Consider the following 22,844-nt stretch of genomic DNA (forward strand, 5'->3'; position numbering starts at 1 on the left):
TTTTGATTTTTTTGATGCAGTGTAATAATTTCGCTTTTTGGTCATTCTATTCCCCTCTTATATTAGAAGAATAGCTCTTAAAAATACCTTTTTTTCGTCTAAAAATCCGCGCCTATATCAGTAGTGCTATTGAAGCTGAAGAGTTTTTTGGTTCAGCCGTTGTGGTTGGTTCAGGAACGGGCTGACGTTTTTCTTTCTTGTCTTTTTTCATGAAGGATTCCAAAGTCAAATCTTTAACAATAAAAAGATTATATATGGAATTGGCTTATTTTTGTTCTTTTTTGGAATTTTTACAATATTTTTACGAAAGAAATTGTTTTTGGTGAGATGGTCATCGGATAACATCTTACCCGTTTCTCAGCTATAATATTCCAAAAATCGCCCGTTTTAGAAAGCTCAGCATCTCTGGCCATTTTTATTTAAAAAGTAGGGGCATCAGGTGTAATAAACCCTTCAGCTTGGCTAGTCCACAGTTTATAAAAATGACCAGATTTATCTTGAAGTAATACCTCCAATGACCCATCTTGCACAATTTCTCCATCAACAAACACCAATATTCTATCCATATTTTTTAAAGTCGATAATCTGTGTGCTATTACAAGTGTTGTTTTATTAATCATTAATTCATGCAAACTTTCTTTTATATAATCCTCTGTTATTGAATCTAAAGCTGACGTAGCTTCATCTAATAATAAAATAGGGGCTTGTTTGAGAAAAGCCCTTGCTATTGCTATTCTCTGTTTTTGTCCGCCCGATAATTTTACACCACGTTCGCCAACCAAGCACTGATATTGTTCTGGTAGCTCTGATATGAATTCATGGCATTTTGCACTTTTTGCCGCTGCGATGACCTCTTCATCCGTTGCCTCAGTTCTTCCAAAGCGGATATTTTCCATGATAGTTCTATGAAACAATTCGGGATCTTGTGGAATAGTTGCTACTTGCTTTCTTAGTGAACGTATTGTTCCCTTTAGAATATCTTGGCGATCGATCAAGATATTCCCAGCTTGTGGTTCAATTAATCGTAAAATTAATTTGATAAAAGTTGATTTGCCACCGCCTGAATAACCCACTAAACCTACACTCTGGCCAGGATGGATGACGACGTTTAAATTGCTAAATAAGGATTTGTTATTGGTATATTGAAAACTAACATCTTTAAATTTAATCTCGCCATCTGTTACTTTAATACGAGATGCTCCTTGGATATCCTTAATTGCATGGGGCAATCTAACAAAGCTTAAAGCTTGATTACAAGCCCCAATTACTTTAGAAAATCGTTGCATTTCGTGTCCTACTCTGAATACCCCATCAAGAAAAGTAAGCGATATTATCATTACTAGAGCAAAATCACCGGGACTTACTGTGCCATGCAGACGGCCATAAATTAGAGAAAATAACATTGTACCCATCAAGAGGGTAACACCCGCTCCCTGAGCAAAGTTTACTTTTAAATTTTTCCATTGCAATTTTCGATCATTTTTGACTACTTGATTAATATCTTTATCAATATTAGAAATTTCTTGAGGAAGATTAGCATATAATTTTACGGCCATAACATTAGAAATGGCATCAATCATGGTGCCATCTACCTTAGCGCTTGCCTCAGACAGGTTTCTGGAGATTTTTTCCGAACTTCTTGCTGCGACATAAGACAGTCCCATAAAAGTAATAGACCATACAAAGAGTATGGTGCCAAAAATTGGATCCACGACCGTAAATAGGGTAATGCTGGCAATCAGGATTGAAAATATTCTTGGAAAAAATAATTCAAAGGGCGTTTTAATTACCTCTTCTATATTTTCAGCCATGTCAGAAATTTTTTTAGATAAACTTCCCGCAAAATGATTTTGAAAAAAATCATGCGAGTGTCTCATTAAGTAAGTAAACATATCTTTACAGATTGTCGATTTAATTTCAGGATATAAGCGCAAGCACAGATAAGTGTTGAAACGGTAACATATGTTTAAAATCATTGGTAATGAGGCGTATACAATGGCAGGAATTAATATAGCGTTCAGCAGTGTAGTGTTTTCCGGAAAATGGGCTGCAGCATCAATAATTACTTTTAATAAGTAAGGACTGAGAGTCATTTCTACCGCTCCCAATAGCCCACATAAAAGAAACACAGATAAATAAAGTTTTCTATTTTTCAAATAGCGCCATATGAAAGGAACTAATTGACCTGGCAAAGTTACCTCAGTTATATTTTGTTCCACGTAGTTCCCCCTTCAAGTTCAAAAAGTGGGATCTCAGGATTGCAGTCCCTTCCTAGAGGAAATTAAGATATGATTTCTTTTCGAAATGACAACTTTGACGCTTCATCTTGACCTCTTGAGCCCAAGCAATCAATCCGAGTAATATGTACGCTATTATTCATAGACGAAAGTAATTCATGCTGCTTTTTATCAATAAAGGCACGGATATCAGGATTATTAAAATGAGCATTAAATGCTTCATAATTTGAATATTTTTCTACGAGAGTAATTTCATCTGGGTTAGCTATACTTTGAATAATTTCATAATATTCACAGCCTGGCTCTTTCCTACTTGATGCAGCACAGATTTCAAGAACATTAAGCAGCTCATCCCGCTTTCCCGCCTTTACAACAAGTTTTACATGATTTGTAATTTTGATGGTATTTTCATTCATAACCAATCTCTCTTTAATTAATTTTTGCTAAAAACAGCATCATAAGCGCACATAGAGACCGCTCGTTTTTCGGTTTAAATATTACTTCTCAAGAGCCATCATAACTTTGTTAACATCTTCTTCAACAATTTTATTGATTTCAGAAACTTGATCTGAACTACCAACAGATTCAACAATCAAGGTAGCGATTTCTTCAAAGAAAGCATCTCGTTCACTATGTTGTTTTTCCAAGAAACTCTTCATATCATCCACGGGAAGTGATGAAACTCTTCCATTTTCCATACGACTCAGTTGAGTTGGAATAGAGACCTTCAAATAAACAACAAATTCAGAGGATAACAATTTCCGACATTGTTCGCTTGATACAACACACTCTTCCAATAAAACAACAACATTTTCTTTTCCAGTACAATGAGCAATGATGTCTGCTTGACAGCGATTAAACGCAGCGACTCCTTGCTCGCCCAGAATATCTCGTGTCTGCCGGCCAATGTAACGTTCAATACTTGGGTTTGCATCGACAATTTGCCATCCTAATTTTTTAGCCAATGCTTCTGTAAATATAAACTTGCCTGCACCCATATGGCCAACAATGAAGATACGCTTTGTCATTTTTTAATATCTCTTTTTAGTTTCAGTAACAAATTTTACCATATTTAAACTATCAACGCTTTAGCTAGGCAACTCAATTACTCGAGTAATGCAAATCAAATTGCTTAAGACAAATTAATTTTCGTATATACTTTTTTCCTTACAATTCAAACGAGCAAAAATAACATAAAGAAAGAAGATGCCGCTAATATAACCACTGACGACACCAACATAAACCAACCTAACCTCTTTGTCTGTTGTGACAGATCATGAGCTTCTGCCAATGAATCAGATATAATCCTTTCCATAGATTGAACCGATATGTTAGTAGATTCCAGCAATAATCTGGCCATTGCCTCTTTACTACCCGCTAGTGCAGCATTAATAATTTTTTCAGCTTTTTCCTTGGCATCGTCTCTCCATTGAGAGGAAATGCTCTCCATTTCCTCTCTGAACTGGGTCAACATAGCAGCTTGGGCCTGTCGGACATCTTCAATCAATCTATTATTCATAGTCTGCAGGATGAGAATCGGATCATCCTTGCTTAAAACCACACCATGTTTGACGGCGATCTCCTGAATAGCTGCATCAAATTTATCTGGCATTAGATCACCCTGGCATTATCTAATTGACTAAATAGCTGATCACGAACAATTTTTAATCGCTGGCGAGTCATGATGCTTTTCTCTGGCATACCCAGGACTTCATCAAAGGTCAGCTTTTGTTGCAACATCTCGGTAAGATCCCAGCCGTAGGTTTCCTTTTTCAGATCGGGGATTTGAATTAAGGCTGATATTTTGTCTTTGTTATCTCGGTAGGCTTTCAGTTGTTCAAATACTCTGCCTTCATGCTCTATGGCTCCCCAATAGGGATTGAGCCAGACAACAAACTGTGCTTCATTTGCAAACTGGTCAATCAGCTGCGCAAAGCCATTAATGGTATCGAATAAGGCCTGGCCTCCGGTGATGACAGTGTGAATCACCATTTCATAACCTAATTCCTTTAACAAAGCTGGAACTTGGTTGCTGATGAGGTAATGAGATAGCGGTACAAAAGAACTGGCACCGTTGTCAATGACTACATCATTCGTTGTTGAGGCAATTTTTTCGATGAGTGCATCAAAAAGTCGGGGGTTGATTTCATCACCGCTCATCACTTGAATATGATCGACGTTGAGGGCTTTAAAACCATGAAAGGTTGAATTGATGGGGTCGGTGTCAATGCACAGAGGGGTTTGACCTTTGTGGTGTTTGTATTGTGCAGTTGTTGCTGAAATAAATGATTTGCCGACGCCGCCTTTGCCTTGCAGTGTGATATGAATTTTTGCCATTACAAGAGTTCCTCCAGGTTGGGTTTTGGATTAAAAGTAAAGCCGCGAATTTCGTTCTTTGCTTTACTTTTAGCCTTTTCATCATCCTTGGTGTTTTCCTGCATAGACGGCTTTTCTGCAGCAATCAAACGTGCTACATAGCCACAAAAAGTTTTATAAGAAAATGAGATTTTGCCTTCCTCAACTAAGGTTTCCCAGACAAGCTTTATGGACCAGCCGTCAGTCAGCGCTGAAGCTATATCTTTTTTTAGCGCAAGAAAAGCGGCTTTATTTACAGATTTATCAGAGACTTTCCTTTCTATCTGCTTTGCTGCGATTCGTTCGCTGAGGGAATTTCCCATGTCATACCGTCAATTTATTATTGTTCTTTCTGATGGTATGAAATATTGCGCTGTTCTGCAATAGCTTATGTTACTTTCTTTCCTTTTGTCGTAATTGAAGATCCTCTTAAACAGACATATATGTTATTTATCGTAATAATTGGTAATTATCAGTAATTATTATGTGTTTTCACAAAATAACCTTGAAATTACATAAAATTACCTGCTAGTATGCCAGTCAATGAACTCAAAATGCTGGGCAAGATAGGTGAAGTTAGCTAACCAGCGAGCTGGTCATCAAACTTCACGAGCCTTATTCGCACCTTCGGTGCTCAACGGAAAGCTCGCGCTTTGAGGTCATAAACAGATAACCAAAGGATTGCATAACCACTTATTAAAAGAGGTCAGCATCCTTATGGACGATAAAACCAAATCCCCCACCCGAAAAAACGGTCGCCATCTTCGTGTGCCTGTTTTGCCCAATGAAGAAACGCAAATTAAAACCAACGCGGCTAATGCCGGTTTATCTATCGCGGAATATTTAAGACGAATCAGTCTTGGGTATCCGCTGCAAAGTGTCATAGATAAAGATCAAGTAATCCAGCTTGCCAAAATCAATGCCGATGTCGGTAGACTTGGTGGACTGTTAAAACTTTGGTTGACCCAAGATAAACGCGTCGCGCATTTTGACCATGCCACGATAATAACTCTGCTAAAGAAAATCAGGGTTTTACAAGAGGCCATGTTTGATGTGGTGAAAAAGCTATGATTATTCGCCATATCCCTATGAAAACGGCACGACTTAGCAGCTTTTCAGGCCTGGTCCATTACATCACCAACCCCCAGGATAAACAGGAACGGGTGGGAAAGATTAACCTATCCAATTGCAACAGTATCGATCCCACCTGGGCTGTTCAGGAAGTATTGGCAACTCAAGCCAAAAATCAACGGGCTATCGCAGATAAAACCTATCATTTATTAATCTCTTTTGCCCCGGGGGAAATACTGTCTGATAAGCTGTTGGACGTCATCGAAGACCGGGTTGTCTCCTCTATTGGGTTTAAGGATCACCAGAGAATCAGCACCGTCCATCATGACACGGATAATCTTCATATCCATGTCGCAATCAATAAAATCCACCCCAAAACCCTCAACATGATTGAGCCATACAGGGCTTATAAAACTTTTGCGGAGGTGGCAACCCAATTGGAAATTGAGTATGGACTGGAAATAACCAATCATAAAACCCTAAAGGGGCGGTCTGAAAATTTAGCCGATGACATGGAGCAGCATTCCGGTATTGAAAGCTTGATTAACTGGATGAAACGCCATTGTAAGGATCAAATAGAGGCGGCCAGCAGCTGGAATGAGCTTCACCAAACACTGGCAGCGCATGAGTTGGCAATTAAGCTTAGAGCCAATGGATTTGTTTTCTGTGACAAGAAGGGGCTAATGGTTAAAGCCAGTTCCGTTTCCCGCAATTTTTCCAAAAAGAACCTGCTGTCCAAACTGGGGGAATTTACACCCGCCTTATTTCAGAGTGAGGCCGGTTCAAAAAATACTTATCACTATGAACCACTTAGCAAGACCATGTCCAATTCCGAGCTGTATGCCCGTTATCGTGATGAAAGGCTTAAGAACAAAATCATCCTTGCAGACAAGCTCAAAACACTGCGACAAGCCAAGGCAGGTGCTATTGAAAAAGCCAAAAAGCGAGCCAGGCTAAAAAGAAAGGCCTTGAAATTGATGAAAATGCCGATCATTCAGAAAAAACTTCTGTATGGGCAAATCAGCAAGACACTCCTGGATGAGATTGAGAGAATTCGCAACAACTATTCCACCCAACGCCAAAACCAGATTAACGGGCATCAGAATCGAACCTGGGCTGATTGGTTGAGGTATAAGGCAGAGACCGGGGATCAGGATGCTTTAACCGCACTGCGTTTTAAAAATCGAAAGAACAAAAGCAAATACTCCCTGTCAGGCGGCAGAGCAGATACATCCCCAACCGATCTCAATATCCTTGACTCGATCACCAAAGAAGGCACAGAGATATACAAAATCGATAAGGCCGTCATTAGAAATAATGGCCATGAGATCAAAATTTCTAAAGGCGGTTCGATTAACACATTAATAAAAGCGCTGGAAATGGCGCAGCGGCAATATGGCAACTGTATTCGGGTAAATGGCTCGCCGCTATTTAAAAAAATCATCCTGCAAATCGTGATTCAACATAACATCCCAATCACCTTCGCTGATCCAGATATTGAAGCCCAACGAACTAAACTGAAACAGGAGACCAACAATGAACATGCAAGACGAAACCGATATAGTAATGGAAGAAGAGCTTCTGGAAACGATGAAGCTACTAGAACAGGAGGCCGAAGAAAGTGGGGAAAAACAAGAACAAAGCCCAACCCTTACCGCACTAGCTGCGGCACGCCGGCCGAAAATCAAAACGGCCTGCGAGACCTGCCCCAACTCGATGTGGTTCAGCTCGCCGCAAGAGGTGAAGTGCTATTGCAGGATAATGCACCTGATAAGCTGGAGCGCAAAAGAGTCAAACCTGATAACCATGTGCGACGGTAATTTTTTAGGCTAAATAGTTTCTCTGAAGGGAGTAGCTGCATCATTATCTTTCATGCTTCATCCAGATATCTAGCAACCTTGAAACCACATGTTGCACACTCGCCTTCAAGCGTAATTGTTCTGCCACTTTCTATGGCCACAGGGGATATCATTCTGCATACCCCACTGCATTGACCACACCAGACATTATTTAAAATCAACTCTTTCTGTTTTACCTTTTCCCATAACTGGAGCGCTTTTTTGGTCCCATGAACACCTGCATTTTCTGGAATCATAGTTCTTTGTTTTGCTAAATCCCAGTAGTGCATCAACTCATCAAATGATTTGCCCTGTAAATTATCCAAACCCTGCTCTTTAGCAATAACCTTCATGGCATTTAACCGATATTCAAATTTATTCAGGCTTTTTCGCAGGGTAAGCTCGGTATCAAAGTTACAATAAGTGCATAAGGAAAATACTGCGTGCATTAAATCACCTATTTCATCCTGCAAGGCATCTCTTTTGTCCTTTGCCTCCAGATGTTCTTCAATTTCCAGACACTCGTTGCGAATTTGCGCCATGATTTGAGCTTTGGTTTCCCATTGTAGGCCAAAAAGAACGGCTTCTTTTTCTAAATTATCAACATCATCAAAAATGGTTTTCTTCATAGATTAGCTATACTCCAAAAAACATCAGCCAATGCATCCAGCGTTGCAAAATCTTATTGCGGAATGAGATGTTGCAACTTATTGTAAAAGCATCAAAGCCGTTAGTATATCATTACTGATTGGTTTTAAGCGATGTGAACAACATTACCTTGCTTTGAATAGCGTGGTTGATTATGCTTTTTTATGAACTTTTCTATTTTCGACTTAAACTGTCGCTTAACGCCCTCCACGCCCAGGCGACTATACTTGGCCATGTCATTAAAATCGCTAAATTTTCTGGGATTTTCAGACTGTTCTTTGGGTGCAAAAGTTGGCAAGATAATCATGCCATTGACGGCCATGGCGGCTTCTGTGGCCTTTTCCTTGCCCGGATTCATGCCCTTGCTTAGCTCAAGATGTTTGTCATCATCGGCAGCGATCATTATCGGGATATGTGGATATTTTTCATGCAAGGCTTTGGCGACTGACTTAAGATTGCCTGAATCAAAGGCTGAAACAACGGCTGGTAGCTCTGTTGCTTCTTTTATTGTTGCGGCAGTGGCATAGCCTTCGGCGATGATAATTACAGGGGTATTGGCCAGTTTATCCAGCCCGCCCAAGACATGAAAACAACCTTCTTTTCTCGAATTTTTTGCAAAGCGCTTAGTGCCATCATCGGCGATATATTGAACCGTCCAAATGGATCCTTCAGTATCGATGGCAGGAACGCAGGTTAAATTGTTGGTTTCATCAGTGTAAACGCCAGAATGAACCTGTATTCCTTTTGCTTTCAAATAGGGGGTTGGTTCGTTTATCTCATTCATTAGGGATAATTTTTTCTTGAGCATAATCGCCGTACTTCTTTGCGACTCTTCAATCTCAAGCTCGCGATTTCTTTGATTTTGTAGGGCTTGAGACTTGAGCGCCAACTTTTGTTCATCAGTCAAAACATAGCCTTTGCTTTTCCATTTCAGCTCTTCCCCGGTACGGTTGTTTTTGATGTAGCCAGCCGGCATACCGTCTAAATGAGCCACATAGAATCCAGCCTTTTCACCCTGTTTATCCCCATCCATTTCGATTCGGTGCGGCTTGCTGTCCATGACAGGGTGTTTGCCTGAGACAATTGCCCCCATGCTACTCAGTGCCTCTTTGAATTCATCTTCTGGGGAGATGGCTTTGTCTTGGGCCAATGCTTGTGGATTGGGTAACCATGGCTTGATTTTATCTAAAGGAACACCCGGGTTTGCATACCAGCATTTTTGGGCTATATCCCAGGCGATTGCGGCTGTGCCATCAGGCAGTTTTCCTGTCAGGGCTTTGGCTATCTCTTTGTCTTTGAAGGGAATACCTAACCAAGTCTTTTCAGTGGTGAGTTGTGCATTTTCCATAACTCTTCTCTCAATAGTGCTGTCTTCCCTGATTTCTATGGGCTGTGCCTGCTGGATTTCCTGAACTTGATCAAGAGCACAGATGTGATGGACAATCTTTTCAGCGTCTGCAGAGGCTCTGAAAATTTCGAGGGGATCATCCTCCAAAACCCGAATCCATGACTTAATATAGGCAGTATGTTGTGATGGGTCATGACCAATGCCGAGTTCAGCCCCTAATAACATGCTGGCAATTTCTGCTCTAAGTTCTTCCTTGGCATAGGCCTCACTGCCAAAGGGATGCCCCAGATCCCTGTCAAGCCTTGAAGGATGGCCGCTCCAATGACCAAGTTCATGCAGTGCTGTGGCATAATAATTGGCAGCGGATTTGAATTGTTCTTTGGGTGGCAGATGAATACTATCGCTCGAAAGTATGTAAAAGGCTTTGTCTGATTCTGAATGAAAAATGGCAGCACCGGATTGCAGCAATAGTTTTTCTGCTTTTTCCACCATAGACCATTCCGGCTCTTTTGTTACAAGGGCTGGCATGTTCTCAATTTGTGAGGCGTGGAAAACTGTTGCATAAAAGACCCGGGGTCTTTCAAGGCTGACTTGAATTTTGACTGAATTGCCTTGCTCATCAAGTACAGGGCGTCCAGTCTCATCTTCTTTGACTCGTTCCTCGTTAAATTTCCAGTATTGAATGTTGGTGCCTTTCTCACCTTTTCGCACCTGCGCATCAATGCTTTGCGCTTGTTTATAGGTCAGCCAGCGATTGTCATCGCTTTGATTGAGCATCAAATACAGAGCATTGATGCCGCGATAACGTTTGCCAGTGACGGGATTAAAGGGAACCTGTTCATTGCCAATCCCTGGCTCCCAAGGCTTTAGCCAGGGTGCCGTTCCGCCTTTTAGACTTTCAATAATCTGGTTGGCCACAATTTGGTGGTAGGGCATTTTAGTCATAAGCTGCCTCCATAGCCTCATCTTCGCTAAGTGCATCTTCAACAAATGCGCCCATGATGTCCGCCTCAATTGGACTGACTTCAACCAAAAATCCGGGGATGACCAAATCCTCGAATTTTTCTGAAATTACATCCATTAGTTCGTTTTTATTCGTCATGACTTTTCTCCAGTTTATTGATGACCCATAGGGGTCTTAACATTCCCTTGATTTGCCTTGTTTGAACAAGGCCGTAGTAGCGACCATCAAAAGACCATTCGCTTTGACTGGTCATGGTCATCAGCTCGTCTTTGCTGAGTTGATAATTTGTGGCATGCCATTGGGGTAAGGGGCGATTTAGTCCATCTTTTAACTTCGGCTTCGAGAAAGGAATACGCGCCTTATTTACAAAGACACCGGCTTTGGTTGTTGAAACGATATCACCAGGGATGGCCACCACCTTTTTCATCAAATAGCCATAACCTCCGCAGTTAAGACCATGGTCTATGTAGCTTCTATCAAGGCCAATCCTGAAAGCTGGCCTGTTATCAGGGCAAAAGATGACATAGGCATTCTTGAGCTCGCCCTCATGGGTGATGCGATATAAGCCAACAGGAATTGAATCGGTGAGATTGATGCGAAATCCCATGCTGATCAAAAGATATGCTAAGCCAATTAAACTAATTAGGCAGACAGAGAACCGCTTCATAATCTAATTTTCTCATCCTTGCTTAATCGAAAACGCAAGATATCGGATACTTCCGGCGCTTCGATGGCGGCTCGGGCAATGAAAACCGGATCTTTAAAATACAGTGGTTGCTTGCCATAAATCGCAGGGAAGCCCGCTGCATAAACCACCATATCGCCAGCCTCAGTGATCAAGCCATTGGCATCCTTTTTTGGTCCTGGCATGCGCAAACACTCATCGACTGTTAATAATGGTCTTGATACTTCCTGGATGGTTTTAGATATTTGCGAGAGAAATGTTGAAATGCGTTTGCCGCTGGTAGTGATGTGTTCTTTAACGATGGTGGTTTGCCCCGTCAGCTTGGATAAATGCTCGGCCGTTTCCACCCGGTTTGGCGGGTAGGCATTTTGGATATGGCAATTGGATGTAATTGTTTCATCCGGGCCATAACCGCGCTCACGGCTTTTTAGCTGATTGATATCCTGACAGATTAAATAAAACTTGAGGCCGTATCCGGCAACAAAGGCTAAAGACTCTTGCAAAATATCGAGTTTGCCTAAGCTTGGAAACTCATCAATCATGCAAAGCAGGCGATGTTTATAAGTTCTTTTTGCTCGCACATAAGAATGACCCTTTTCATCTGGCACACGCTCAAACTCCATCCTGTCAGCCAAGAGGCGCACTATCATATTAATCATAACCCGAACCAAGGGTTGTAGTCTGGCCTTGTCGTTGGGTTGGGTCACTATATAAAGACTCACCGGGCTTTCATGGTTCATCAAATCGCGGATACAAAAATCCGAATCAGAGACATTAAAAGCGACCACCGGATCACGGTATAAAGCCAAATAGGATTTCAAAGTCGATAAGACTGAACCGGCTTCTTCCTCAGGCCTGTCTATCATATCGCGGGCAGAGGCAGAGATAACCGGATGGGTTTTGCCTTCGATATGCGGGTATTGAGTCATTTCAATCAGTAAATCAGCAATATTGGTATTGGGATCAACCAGCATGTGGTCGATGTTGGGAAAGGTGGCGGGTTCTCCCTGATTTTTTAGCTTGTAAATCGCATGTAAAATAAATCCGACCAGAAGGGCTTGCGAGGTTTTCTGCCAGTGGGTTTCCAGGCCTTTGCCGTCAGGGTCAACTACCAGTGTTGCGAGATTTTGCACATCACCCACCTCTGATTCCGTGCCTACCCGGATTTCATCTAACGGATTCCAGCGGGCTGAGCCTTTTAATGTCGCTGGTTCAAAACGGATAACTTTGTTGTTGGCATATTGTTGTCTCCAACCGGCTGTCATTGCCCACAGCTCGCCCTTTAAGTCGGTAATAACACAGGAATACTTCCAGGATAACAGGGTGGGAATCACAAGCCCAACCCCTTTGCCAGAGCGGGTGGGAGCATAGGTTAAGATATGCTCTGGGCCATTGTGGCGCAGATAGTGTATCTCGCCCTGTTCATCTTCAAATGCCCCAACATAGACCCCTTCGTCATGGCCAATAAGGCTGGCATTTTTTAAATCCTCCATATTGGCCCATCTCGCTGAACCATGCAGGTATTCGCTGATTTCACCTTTTTTAAGTTGTTGACTGACAAGAATCACCATCATCAAAAGAAGACTTGTGCTCATCACCACGATGCCAAATGCAGCGTTAAAATAATCCGGGTAGTATTGGTGATATTTAAAATTCCATAAAAAAAGCTGCCAAGGCAGATAAACATGGGCAAGCGAAAAGCCTAAATTTTCGTGGTAATGAAATTTCCAGGCCAAATATTGGGTGCCTATTTGCAGGCTGACTATCACAGACAGCAAGACCAAGCTAATCAGCGGCAGGTTAAACCGCTGATTAGGCTTTTGTCTCACTTGAGGGCCAATGGCTTTATTGGGTTTGTTCAGTGTCATTGACTGTCTCCGGCGACCTTGCGATTAACAAACTGACTGACTTCATCAGTGCCTGCGCTAAAACTTCCTTCTGGCGCACCCATTGATCTGACGTTTAGCGCGGGTGAGTCTGGCGGCGTTGGTGGGGATGAGTCATTGTTGGCATCCATTCGTTGATGAATGGCATCGGCGATTTTACCCCCCGTGGTTTCTGCAACTTTCGCCGAGAAGGCTTCTCGGATAGAGGCTGTCTTTTCACGCGCGACTTCTGCGGCACCTGCGGCCAAATGAGATCCGAAGTGACCGGCAAATTGGGTTGCCCGCCCCATGGCTTCACTTAATCCGCCAGATTTAGGGCTAGAACCGCCATCTGAAACAGTGCCTGTGCTGCTTTGCGATGCAGCATTGAAGGCGGCCTTCAATGCTGATAAACCACCGGCACCTTCAGCGCTTGCTGTGCCAGCAGCGCTGGCCAGAGCGGCGCCAGCAATTCCTGCAGCACCCAAGGCACCACCCAAGCCCAGACCACCGCCACCACCTGAGCCACCCGTGACAATCCCGCTTAATACAGGCGGGATTTTATTCACGAGTACCAGCAAAAGAATGGCAACGACCAGCATGATAAACATTTCTTTCAATAAAATGTCCTTTGCCATGGCAGCGTAATATTGATCAACAAAAGACTTGCCAATGCCAATAATCAAAATCATGGCAAAGGCCTGCAAGGCGATACCCAGCACGGTTTTGTAGTATTGAATAGCAATATCCTGCGTCCATCGACCACCACCAAAGCCTAAGAGAATGATGCCGCCATAGGTTAAAATCCAGGCGGTGATAAGGACAATCAGCATGTTAATACTGACCAGTGCCAAAACCACCAAAATCAGCCCGGCGACTATCAAGCCGACTGTGGTGGCGGCTGGTGACCAAATGGATGAGTTATCAATCGCCTTGGAGACGATATCAAAACCCACATCGACAATATCCGATGGCGATACATGGGCATCAATCCCCGAAGCATTAGCGGCGAGCTTGCGCATGGAATCCATGATGGCTGTTGCAATGGCCGGACCATTCTCTAGAAGCCAATAAAAAAAGCCGACAACCACAAAAAATCGCACCGTTTCAGCGAGAAACTCCTGAATATCTGCCCGACGCAAAGCCATAAGACCATAAGTCCAGACCATGCTGATTAAGGCCAAAGACCAAAAGAGGTAACGGGCATAGGCGAGCAAGGTTTGGCTCCACATGGATGCTGTGCTGGAAAACCGATACAGGATATTATCCAGCAAATCCCTGCTGTCTATACCGCCGCCTTGGGCATAACTGTTAATGGAAAACACCAGTATAAAGAGTGCAATTAAACAGGTGATTGTCTTTTTTTTCATAGGATCACCATTTTTTTCCAGAACTTTTGGTATAGCTGCCTCGCTTGAAGCAGGCATCCCCAATAACTTGCAATTCCTCAGTGGTGCGACCTTCTCTGCTGCTTTCACAGGTCAGGGTGGCCAGATGCGTGGCTTTTTTGCTTGCCTTGGTTTCTGCACTGTCACAACCGGACAGTAAACAAGCCAGAACTACTATTTTCAGACCTATTTTTTTCATTGTTTCTCCTTGTTATTTGAATTGAACTACCATTTTTTTCCTGAGCTTTTGTGGTAGCTTCCTGCGCGAAAACGCTCATCTCCTGCCGATTGAATGGCTTTCTTGTCGGCAGCCGCAGCATCTTTTACCGCTTGGGCATTTTGTTGCGCCATCAATAAACCCCGGATCTGCATGAGTTGGTGATTTTGTTGACTGGCTAATTGCGAAGCAGCTTGAAGTGCCTGCTTTTGACCTTCGGCACTTTGCGCCTGGGATTGCAAGGTACGGAGTTTGGCGGAATCGGCTTTTAAGCTTTGCTGTTGTTTGTCGATGCCTTTGATCATGGCATCATTGGCGCGCTTTTCGGCAACGGAAGCCGCGAGCCTTGTTTGTTTGATTTTTCTTAAGTCTTCAGCTGAACATTGGCCACTGTCATTAAAACAGGACGTCTTCTGGTAATATTCCTGGCTTTGAAAGCGGTCAAGATAGCCTTGCAAACTGCCAGCTTCTTGCTTGTAATAATCAATGGTATCCGTTGATTCAAGCAAGTTATTAATAACTGAGTTGGCGTTATCCCATTCAAAGGAAGTCAGTGACTTTGTATTTGCCAACATATTCTGGTATTGATTAACCTGGTTTTTGTACTGATCAACTTGCGTCTTATACTCACTTAGTTGAGTTGTAATCATTTTCGCATTTTGAATCCAGTTTGCAACGTCGAACACAGGTGCACCGCTTGCAAAAGCATGAAGCGACCAGAGATAAACAAGCATGATTCTCAATTTCATAACATTTCTCCTATATTAATAAGCAAATTGGCGATAAGGCCGGTTAAAGGTTAAGTCTTTCACCACGATAATATTGAAGCGGTAGCCAGGCCGAATATTGATAGTCGGAGAGACATTCAAATTTTTGGACACCAGCTGCGAGGTTACCTCACCCAATTGCTGGCCTAAGGCCTGACTTAAAACACTGCCCGCGGTTGGTTGGGCAAAGCCGTATTGGTTGGGTTGATTAATATTTTGACTGTAGGTAATGCCAGCGACAATGCCAGACATCAAAAGTGCAGATCCATAGATTCTTGCATAATGATGATCAACCTGATCGCGATAGCCTGCATATCCCGCACTATCTGAGCCAGGCATAGAGCCGATATCCAGTGCTTTACCATCAGGGAAAACCAGTCTTTGCCAAGCAACCAGCACTGAGTTTTGACCAAAGCTCACATCGCTGGAATAAACTCCTATCAGTTTTGTGCCTTGGGGAATCAAAAGATGTTTGCCTGTTGGCGTGTCATAAACATTTTGCGAGACTTGACCGATGATTTGCCCTGGTAATTCCGAGGTAATACCGCTTACCATCACGCCGGGGATAACAGAGCCTGCCCGCAACTCAAATCGACTATTGGGATTTTCAAGCCTTGAGTTTAAATGCCAGCGCATCTCGTTTTCCTCTCCACCAATATTCAAGGCCACGGGTCTTGCATTTTGCTTTTGCTGCAAGGCTTGCAGTTGTGCTTTAAAGTGAGATGCTACGTCTATATCCATGGTTTCATCCTGGTTGGCTGGCAATGCTCTTGGCGGCTTGTTATTGTTCAACCGGGTGCTATCAACCATGATGGCGGTCTTGGCCTTGACCGCTTCCTCAAAATCCTGCGTTTTTTCCTGGCGGATGCGCTCTATTTCGGTATCTGAAATAGTTTGATCTTCCAAATCCTTGGGCTTTGGGAGGGGTTCCGGTAAGTCAATTGATGGCCTAGCGGTTTGAATTTCTTCAAAAGCTGGCAAGACCCCGGCCTTGCGATTTCCCACTATCTCATTGGCAAGGCTTAAGGTATTTTTCTTGGCACTCGCAATTTTTAATGGTTCTACGATCTGATTCTGTGCATTACCGCGCTTATATGCCACCAAAGCAATCAGCAGGACAAAGACAGTCAGAACACTAATAGCAATGACCAGGGGTAGATTATTAACTCGTTTCACACCGGCTGTGTTGAGCTTTTGGGGTGAAGAATCAGGTGACAGCAAATCATTATTTGGTTTCATCAATATTACTCCTTGTGCGACCAGGCGCTAACTGGGGCAAGCTGGTTCTTGTTGCTGTCGTAAAGCCTGCTCAAGGCTTGGCTGTTGATATACAGGCTGACCCGATACAATTGCCCCAGCTCTATCTCATCGACCACATAGAAAAAATTGGCCTTTTGCTTTTGCTGGACGTTTTCAATCACGCCATAGCCTTTTTTTCGCATCTCTTGAATGAGACTTCGCCCAAAACCATCAGTTACTTTTTGATTAAGGCAAAAGGTATTCTGCGCCGGGGGATAAATGCGGATTAATTGCTGCACGGCATCCTGAGCCAGATAAACATTACGGCCTTCCTCTGGAGTAGTGAAATTGCCATAACGCATAGTTGTACAGCTTGATAACAGAATCATCAGTAGTATCAGACTTAATTTTTTCATCTCTAACACCTCGTAATGGTAATTTTTTCTAAGGTATTGCCGCTGCCAATAACCAGAATTGCCTTGTCAAAGACATTGTCTACAATGTAGCGACAGCCTTGCAGCCTATAATTGACCATCACTGATTCCGGCTTTTTGAAAAGCCCGCCACCTCGTAATACCAAGAGCGCTGGGGCTTCGTTTTGCGACATATTGGCCGGCATTTCAATAATGGTTTTAACGCCATTGTTATAGACCCGAACCGGTTTGAATCGTGCGTTGCCTTCAATCCTGTAATTGAAATTCAGATTGCCGAGGTACTCATTGGTTTCAGCAAAAGTATTTTCCTTTTGCCGTACAGCCTGCATACGTTTCAGCATCCGCCATTTGGCTTTGGCCTCATCGGGATAGGTGAAGGAAACATAAGGCATAAAGTCATAGCGATCGGACTTTAAACGGAAATGATAGGTTCTTCTGTCGGTGGTGACCACCAGCGAAGTATCAAGGCCGGCATCTTTAGGTTTAATCAGCAAATGGATTTGTTGATCCATGCCTGAGCCAGTAATCGACGGTTCAACAATAAAGCGCGGATCGCCTACATTCATATCGTTAAACTCCTCACCGGGCTGCAAGGCGATATCACAGACCTGCAAGGGCGCGCAGACCACTCTGATTTGACCAGAGCCATAAACAAAGCTGACTGAGCCATCAGTAGATTGAAAAGGCTTACTGGTCTTGTCCCCCTGTTGAAAGTGCTCAGCGATATTTAAAGCCAACTTATCATGGGCAGATAATTCAGGCAGATTTTTGGAAAAATACAGGTTGGCAAGTTCGTTATTGTCTTGAGCAAAACCTGCCAGCGGCAGCAATAAGCCCAATGAAAGGATTAATTTTTTCATAGCTATTCCCCATGTTTTAAGTCATAAGACCAGTTAAAATCGCGGATATAAATGAGGTGCGGGTTTTTCAAAATGGACTCACTGGCAATGTCATTGATCTCACTTTCCTGATACATGGTGACAATAGCTTTCATCAAGGCAGGCTTTTGTTTAATGGTTCCATCGCGATTTCTAACCGTCTCAATCCAATCAACCTGCCAAGTGTCCTCAGTCTCTTGCAGAACCGATCTGATTTCGATACTGACCAGCTCATGGGCTGCTCTTTCAAAGGGATTGGATTGTTGCTTGTCGCTGTAGAATTCCTGAACCTTGGTGAGTGCCGCATCGTTTTGGTTTAAATAGGCATAGACCTGAAAAACAGCCTTTTTCTGCAACTCGCTATCGGCACTGACCATGCGCAGGTTCTCAATGAAATGTGCGGCGGTGGTGCGATAATCATCAATACTCGCTTGTCCAACTCGATCAGCACGGGTCACTGAAAGAGTGTTACCACTGTAATCCTGCTGAAATACCAGGGGGACAAACTTTGACTGGCTGCCAATTGCAATCAATCCGCCAACGGCAGCTAAGGTCACCAGTAAACTACTTAATCCTACCAGCTGCCAGATTTGCAGTGATTTCATCAAGCCTGCGGTGTGGGTATTCCACGCTCTTTTAGCATTGAGATAAGGGTTGTCCGTGAGTTTTAGTTTTTTGGATGCGGGCGTTAGCCATTGTTTGATTTTATTCATGCTGCTTCTCCATATTGGTTCAAAGTGATACCTTTTTCCAAGAGCCAGTAATTCACCCATTGTTCGCCGAATTGTTGTTCCAGCTGTTTCATTCGCGCGATGGAATCAGGATCGGTTGACCCGACAAAGGCTAAAGCCAGTGCCCCCAACGCCAGCTGATAAAGTCTCTGGCCTTTTTCACTGACGTAGTAGTAATCGCGTTTGGGTTGGGCGGTGGCTATGATGTCGATTTGTCGCGGGTTTAAGCCCATGCTCTCATAAATCAACCGTGTCTCTGGATCACGAGCAAAAAGATTGGGTAAAAAAATTTTGGTGGCTGTGGATTCAACAATAATGTCGAGAATGCCTGAGCCTGCTGCATGTGATAAATGCTGTGTTGCCATAAAAACCACACAGTTTTTCTTGGCCATGGAATCAAGCCATTCAGCGATCTTGTTTTTAAATACCGGATGCGCCAGCATCAACCAGGCCTCATCCAACAGGATGAGGGTGGGTCTGCCATCCAATGAGGTTTCAATTCTTCTGAATAAATACAGCAACACTGGCAAGGCAAATTTTTCGCCTAAGCCCATCAGATGCTCGATTTCAAAGGTCATGAAGGAAGACAAACCTAGACCGTCGCTTTCGGCATCTAATAAATGTCCCATCAGACCATCAATAGTGTATTGTTTTAGGGTTTCACGAATAGGTTCGTCCTGAATAGTCATGACAAATTCAGACAAAGTTTTAGAGCCACTTTGATGCATGCTCATAATGGCGTGGCCAATCTCATTGCGCTGCGCGGGTGTTGTGTTTAAGCCGTTTAAAGCCAGAATGGTATCAATCCATTCCATAGCCCATGCCCTGTCTGCTTTGGTCTCTAAAAACTGTAGGGGCGCAAAAGCAAGCGTTGAGGCTTTATCCGCAATAGTGTAATGTTCGCCACCAGTAGCCTTGCAGGTGGGATACATGGACATGCCTTTATCAAAAGAGTAAATACGTGCCTCTTTATATCGCCGCCAGGACAAGGCAATTAACCCGAGATGGGTTGACTTACCCGAACGGGTTGGACCAAACATGATGCCATGGCCCAAGTCCCTAACATGGAGATTCAGCCTGAAAGGCGTATTGCCGCTGGTGACACAATGGAGCAAGGGCGGTGACAATGCAGGGAATAAGGGGCAAGGCGCCTTATTCTCACCTGTCCAGATGCTGGAAGTGGGTAGCAAATCCGCCAGATTCATGGTGTTAATCAAAGGCCTTCTGATATTTTCAACTCCATGACCTGGCAGGCTGCCCATGAAGGCATCGAGAGTATTAATGGTTTCAGTTCTTGCGGTAAAGCCTAAGGCATTGATGTTCTTTTCAATCATCAATGCTGCTTTTTCAACCAAAACTCTGTCTTCATCCATCAATATAACAACCGAGGTGTAATAACCTTGGCCGACCATGCCTGAATTGGTTTCTGCAATGGCTGATTGCGCGTCTTTGACCATATCCAGAGCATCTTCATCAATTACCCCAGAGTTGTTATTAAAAACCTGATCAAAAAAGCCTCTCACCTTTTGTTTCCATTTTTTACGATACTTGGTGAAATGAGCGACGGCCTCATGCACATCCATAAAGATAAAGCGAGAACTCCAACGGTATTCAACCGGCAATTGGGTCAGAGCCGTTAAAATCCCGGGAAAAGACTCCATGGGAAAGCCTTCAATCGCCACGCATTGAATGAACTTTCTGCCAATTTTAGGGGTAATCCCTGTGACCAGCTCCTGGCCGCCAATCAAGGCATCAAGATAAATCGGGTTTTTAGGCATGTTAACCGGATGATTAAGGCCTGTAATGCAAAATTGTAAGTGTCTTAAGAAATTATCATGGACAGGCGAATTAGCTTCCTTTTCAGCAACCAATCTTTCAAGATGAAGACCAGAATTCATCCGCGACTCAAAGTTCCGGCAAGATTGATTAAACTCCTCAATCAACTGGCAGGTTTTGGCTTTATCACTCAAATGAGCGCCATCATCATCAAACATTAACTCTACAAAACGCTTTTGCGCCAATACAGGGGGAAACCAGGTCAAGGTAATCACGAAATACCCTTCATAAAGGGTTCCCAATTGTTCAAATAGTGCCCGTCTTTCCTCATCAACAGCTAAAGAAATGGCATCAGGAAAATGTGAATGATTTATATCGCTGTAACCAGGCGCTGCACGACGCACCGCATCAACATGGATCATCCATCCATTACCCATGGCCGATAAGGCCTGATTGATACGAAATGAAAGCATTTCTCGCGCACCATCCGTGGTATTGGCAATGTCTTCACCACTATAAAGCCAGGCGGCCATGAATGAGCCGTTTTTACCAACAATCACCCCATCATCAATCACGGCCGCATAGTTGAGTAAATCGGTCAAACCAGCTTGGTGCGACCTGTGTTTTTTTAAAAGTCGTTCACGTGTTTTCAAGCGGATTTCCCAGAACAACAGGCTTAAAAGAACAAGCCCTGTGCTGCTGATTAAAAAACTGATTAATTCAATCATTGATAACCTCTTCGATTAGTCCTAAACGGGGTTGAGCGCGCTGGATAATAGGCCTGATAGCGTCTTTGTCTCAGATAAATTGCTCGCATTGATGGATCTGATTTGGCCATGAGACGAAGACCTTTTAAGGCTGAAAACCACATCAATACCCCAACAAAGGCCGCTAGCCAGTCTTGGGCTGCAAATATCAGAATGGCGGACAGCAAACCTGAAAACATCACGAGCTCTCGGTCACCGCCCATGAAAAGACTCGGGCGGTTTCCACATTGGCGGATTGGGATAGTGCGCAAACTCATGACTGGATATCCTGCGCAATTGTTATCGTAGAAGGCTTGGAAATTTCAGCGCCTTTTCCGGTAATAGCCGTCATGGTATTTTGAGCAGCAACTAAAAAAGCCAGCACTAGAACAAAAAAGATTAAGGAGCGCATAAAGCCATTTAACTCACCACCAAAAATCAGCGTTGCCCCTGCAGCAACCAGACCGATAATGGCCGCACTAAAGGCAAAGGGTCCTGTGACAGATTTTTGAATTTTGGTGAGCCACGAGTCAAAGGGAAGGCCGCCACCAGCCGTTGCTGCCAATGCTGGATGGGTGATTAACAGCAAAAACAAAATCGTTAATCCCATCAAGACAAAGTTCTTTTGATTCAATCGGGTTACTTGGTGCATTCATTTTCTCCTTAAACAAGTTTTTCAATGTTGTAATGACCATTCTCATAGCCATGAACTGAGATGATTTCTTCTACCCTGCGACCCTGCGGTGTTCTGGCGATATGCACAACACAATGCACCGCCTCTCCGATCAGCGGCTCAATCTCAGCGGGTGCTGCAGGGTTTCTGGTAATCAATGATTTCAAACGATAAAGACCAGCCAGACAGTTATTGGCATGGAGAGTTGCAGTACCGCCCTCATGCCCGGTATTCCAGGCATCCAGCAAATCCAAAGCCTCAGCGCCACGAACCTCTCCCACGATAATTCTGTCGGGGCGCATCCTGAGCGTGGTTTTCAACAGCTGGGTCATGTTTACATCAATGGTCGTGTGATATTGGACACAGTTTTTAGCGGCACACTGGATTTCGCCGGTATCCTCAATGATAAAAATGCGTTCTTGAGGCGCATGAATCACCATTTCATTGATGATGGCGTTAACCAAGGTGGTCTTTCCTGATCCAGTGCCACCAATAACCAAGATATTGCGATGTGCTGCAACCGCCTGTTCAATGGTCTCACACTGCGCTTCGGTCATAATCGCCGACTCTACATAGTGATTGAGGGTAAAAACCGACAGCGCTTTTTTGCGAATTGCAAAGGTTGGTCGTGAAACAACTGGCGGAAGCTGCCCAGCAAAACGCGACCCATCCAGAGGCAGTTCACCTTCCAACAAGGGCTTAAAGCGGGTAACTTCCTTACCATGAAACCCCGCAACTGTTTTGATAATGCTCTCAGCCCGTGCCTCGGTGATACTTCCGATACAACGCATCGTTTCGCCTAAGCGCTCTTGCCAAAGTCTGCCATCTGCATTGAGCATGATTTCTACCGTTTTAGGATCACTAAGCGCGCCTATAATCAAACCACCTAAATCACGCTTTAGCTTTTCGCAGGCTCTATCTTTAACCGTTGTACTTTGTTCTTCTTGCTTTATCATTTTGGCTAATTCCTGAATGATGATTTTG

General features: G+C 43.5%; 24 protein-coding genes. 2 read left to right on the plus strand and 22 right to left on the minus strand.

Annotation, left to right across the window (positions count from 1 at the left end; genetic code table 11):
• Positions 1–419: 419 nt before the first annotated feature.
• The 6 genes from ELY15_RS00005 to ELY15_RS00030 form a co-directional block, all read right to left on the minus strand.
• Complete coding sequence (locus ELY15_RS00005; RefSeq protein WP_233586438.1) at positions 420–2,219, minus strand: ABC transporter ATP-binding protein; 1,800 nt, start codon at positions 2,217–2,219, stop codon at positions 420–422.
• A gap of 62 nt (positions 2,220–2,281) precedes the next feature.
• Positions 2,282–2,653, minus strand: coding sequence for a putative quinol monooxygenase (locus ELY15_RS00010; RefSeq protein ID WP_127097611.1), 372 nt, complete (start codon positions 2,651–2,653; stop codon positions 2,282–2,284).
• A gap of 81 nt (positions 2,654–2,734) precedes the next feature.
• Positions 2,735–3,265 (minus strand): shikimate kinase, encoded by a 531-nt coding sequence (locus tag ELY15_RS00015; protein WP_127097612.1) that lies wholly within the window; start codon positions 3,263–3,265, stop codon positions 2,735–2,737.
• Positions 3,266–3,411: 146 nt separating this feature from the next.
• On the minus strand, positions 3,412–3,849 hold the full coding sequence (locus tag ELY15_RS00020; protein ID WP_127097613.1) for a conjugal transfer protein TraM: 438 nt from the start codon (positions 3,847–3,849) through the stop codon (positions 3,412–3,414).
• Positions 3,849–4,574: an ArsA-related P-loop ATPase gene (locus ELY15_RS00025; RefSeq protein WP_127097614.1), complete on the minus strand. Its 726-nt coding sequence runs from the start codon at positions 4,572–4,574 to the stop codon at positions 3,849–3,851. Before ELY15_RS00025 ends, ELY15_RS00020 begins: the two co-directional genes overlap by 1 nt.
• Entirely contained in the window at positions 4,574–4,915 is a 342-nt protein-coding gene (locus ELY15_RS00030) for a TraK family protein (RefSeq protein ID WP_127097615.1), read from the minus strand. The genes ELY15_RS00025 and ELY15_RS00030 overlap by 1 nt, the downstream gene beginning before the upstream one ends.
• 394 nt (positions 4,916–5,309) lie before the next feature.
• On the opposite strand from ELY15_RS00030, the gene traJ reads away from it, so the two are divergent.
• Positions 5,310–5,663, plus strand: coding sequence for a conjugal transfer transcriptional regulator TraJ (gene traJ, locus ELY15_RS00035; RefSeq protein ID WP_127097616.1), 354 nt, complete (start codon positions 5,310–5,312; stop codon positions 5,661–5,663).
• The gene (traI, locus tag ELY15_RS00040; protein ID WP_127097617.1) at positions 5,660–7,483 is read left to right on the plus strand and encodes a TraI/MobA(P) family conjugative relaxase; all 1,824 of its coding nucleotides are present in this window, start codon (positions 5,660–5,662) and stop codon (positions 7,481–7,483) included. Before traJ ends, traI begins: the two co-directional genes overlap by 4 nt.
• A gap of 50 nt (positions 7,484–7,533) precedes the next feature.
• Here the strand turns inward: traI and ELY15_RS00045 are convergent, their stop codons facing one another.
• The 16 genes from ELY15_RS00045 to trbB all read right to left on the minus strand — a co-directional run bounded on the left by ELY15_RS00045 (position 7,534) and on the right by trbB (position 22,816).
• The gene (locus tag ELY15_RS00045; RefSeq protein ID WP_127097618.1) at positions 7,534–8,130 is read right to left on the minus strand and encodes a MazG nucleotide pyrophosphohydrolase domain-containing protein; all 597 of its coding nucleotides are present in this window, start codon (positions 8,128–8,130) and stop codon (positions 7,534–7,536) included.
• Between the two features lie 125 nt (positions 8,131–8,255).
• A complete protein-coding gene (locus ELY15_RS00050) occupies positions 8,256–10,442 on the minus strand; it encodes a zincin-like metallopeptidase domain-containing protein (RefSeq protein WP_127097619.1) in 2,187 nt (728 codons plus the stop codon).
• Positions 10,435–10,599 (minus strand): hypothetical protein, encoded by a 165-nt coding sequence (locus ELY15_RS16345; RefSeq protein WP_199744125.1) that lies wholly within the window; start codon positions 10,597–10,599, stop codon positions 10,435–10,437. The genes ELY15_RS00050 and ELY15_RS16345 overlap by 8 nt, the downstream gene beginning before the upstream one ends.
• Positions 10,589–11,128, minus strand: coding sequence for a conjugative transfer signal peptidase TraF (gene traF, locus ELY15_RS00055; protein WP_127097620.1), 540 nt, complete (start codon positions 11,126–11,128; stop codon positions 10,589–10,591). Before traF ends, ELY15_RS16345 begins: the two co-directional genes overlap by 11 nt.
• Positions 11,125–13,014, minus strand: a complete 1,890-nt coding sequence (locus ELY15_RS00060; RefSeq protein ID WP_127097621.1) for a type IV secretory system conjugative DNA transfer family protein — start codon at positions 13,012–13,014, stop codon at positions 11,125–11,127. The genes traF and ELY15_RS00060 overlap by 4 nt, the downstream gene beginning before the upstream one ends.
• Positions 13,011–14,381, minus strand: coding sequence for a P-type conjugative transfer protein TrbL (gene trbL, locus ELY15_RS00065; protein ID WP_127097622.1), 1,371 nt, complete (start codon positions 14,379–14,381; stop codon positions 13,011–13,013). The genes ELY15_RS00060 and trbL overlap by 4 nt, the downstream gene beginning before the upstream one ends.
• A gap of 4 nt (positions 14,382–14,385) precedes the next feature.
• On the minus strand, positions 14,386–14,598 hold the full coding sequence (locus tag ELY15_RS00070; protein ID WP_127097623.1) for a hypothetical protein: 213 nt from the start codon (positions 14,596–14,598) through the stop codon (positions 14,386–14,388).
• A 26-nt stretch (positions 14,599–14,624) separates the two neighbouring features.
• Positions 14,625–15,365 carry a P-type conjugative transfer protein TrbJ gene (gene trbJ / locus ELY15_RS00075; RefSeq protein WP_127097624.1) on the minus strand — a complete coding sequence of 247 codons (741 nt, stop codon included), beginning with the start codon at positions 15,363–15,365 and terminating at the stop codon, positions 14,625–14,627.
• A gap of 15 nt (positions 15,366–15,380) precedes the next feature.
• Positions 15,381–16,622, minus strand: a complete 1,242-nt coding sequence (locus ELY15_RS00080) for a TrbI/VirB10 family protein (RefSeq protein ID WP_127097625.1) — start codon at positions 16,620–16,622, stop codon at positions 15,381–15,383.
• 5 nt (positions 16,623–16,627) lie between these two features.
• Entirely contained in the window at positions 16,628–17,038 is a 411-nt protein-coding gene (locus ELY15_RS00085) for a conjugal transfer protein TrbH (protein ID WP_127097626.1), read from the minus strand.
• A 2-nt stretch (positions 17,039–17,040) separates the two neighbouring features.
• Positions 17,041–17,916 carry a P-type conjugative transfer protein TrbG gene (gene trbG / locus ELY15_RS00090; protein WP_127097627.1) on the minus strand — a complete coding sequence of 292 codons (876 nt, stop codon included), beginning with the start codon at positions 17,914–17,916 and terminating at the stop codon, positions 17,041–17,043.
• A gap of 2 nt (positions 17,917–17,918) precedes the next feature.
• Complete coding sequence (locus ELY15_RS00095) at positions 17,919–18,647, minus strand: conjugal transfer protein TrbF (RefSeq protein WP_127097628.1); 729 nt, start codon at positions 18,645–18,647, stop codon at positions 17,919–17,921.
• Entirely contained in the window at positions 18,644–21,169 is a 2,526-nt protein-coding gene (locus ELY15_RS00100; RefSeq protein WP_127097629.1) for a conjugal transfer protein TrbE, read from the minus strand. The genes ELY15_RS00095 and ELY15_RS00100 overlap by 4 nt, the downstream gene beginning before the upstream one ends.
• Positions 21,166–21,465: a conjugal transfer protein TrbD gene (locus ELY15_RS00105; RefSeq protein ID WP_040535119.1), complete on the minus strand. Its 300-nt coding sequence runs from the start codon at positions 21,463–21,465 to the stop codon at positions 21,166–21,168. Before ELY15_RS00105 ends, ELY15_RS00100 begins: the two co-directional genes overlap by 4 nt.
• Entirely contained in the window at positions 21,462–21,839 is a 378-nt protein-coding gene (locus ELY15_RS00110) for a TrbC/VirB2 family protein (protein ID WP_006871041.1), read from the minus strand. Before ELY15_RS00110 ends, ELY15_RS00105 begins: the two co-directional genes overlap by 4 nt.
• A gap of 11 nt (positions 21,840–21,850) precedes the next feature.
• Entirely contained in the window at positions 21,851–22,816 is a 966-nt protein-coding gene (gene trbB / locus ELY15_RS00115) for a P-type conjugative transfer ATPase TrbB (protein ID WP_127097698.1), read from the minus strand.
• Positions 22,817–22,844: the final 28 nt, after the last annotated feature.

It is taken from the genome of Legionella sp. km772 (assembly GCF_003989735.1).
Taxonomy (GTDB): domain Bacteria; phylum Pseudomonadota; class Gammaproteobacteria; order Legionellales; family Legionellaceae; genus Legionella.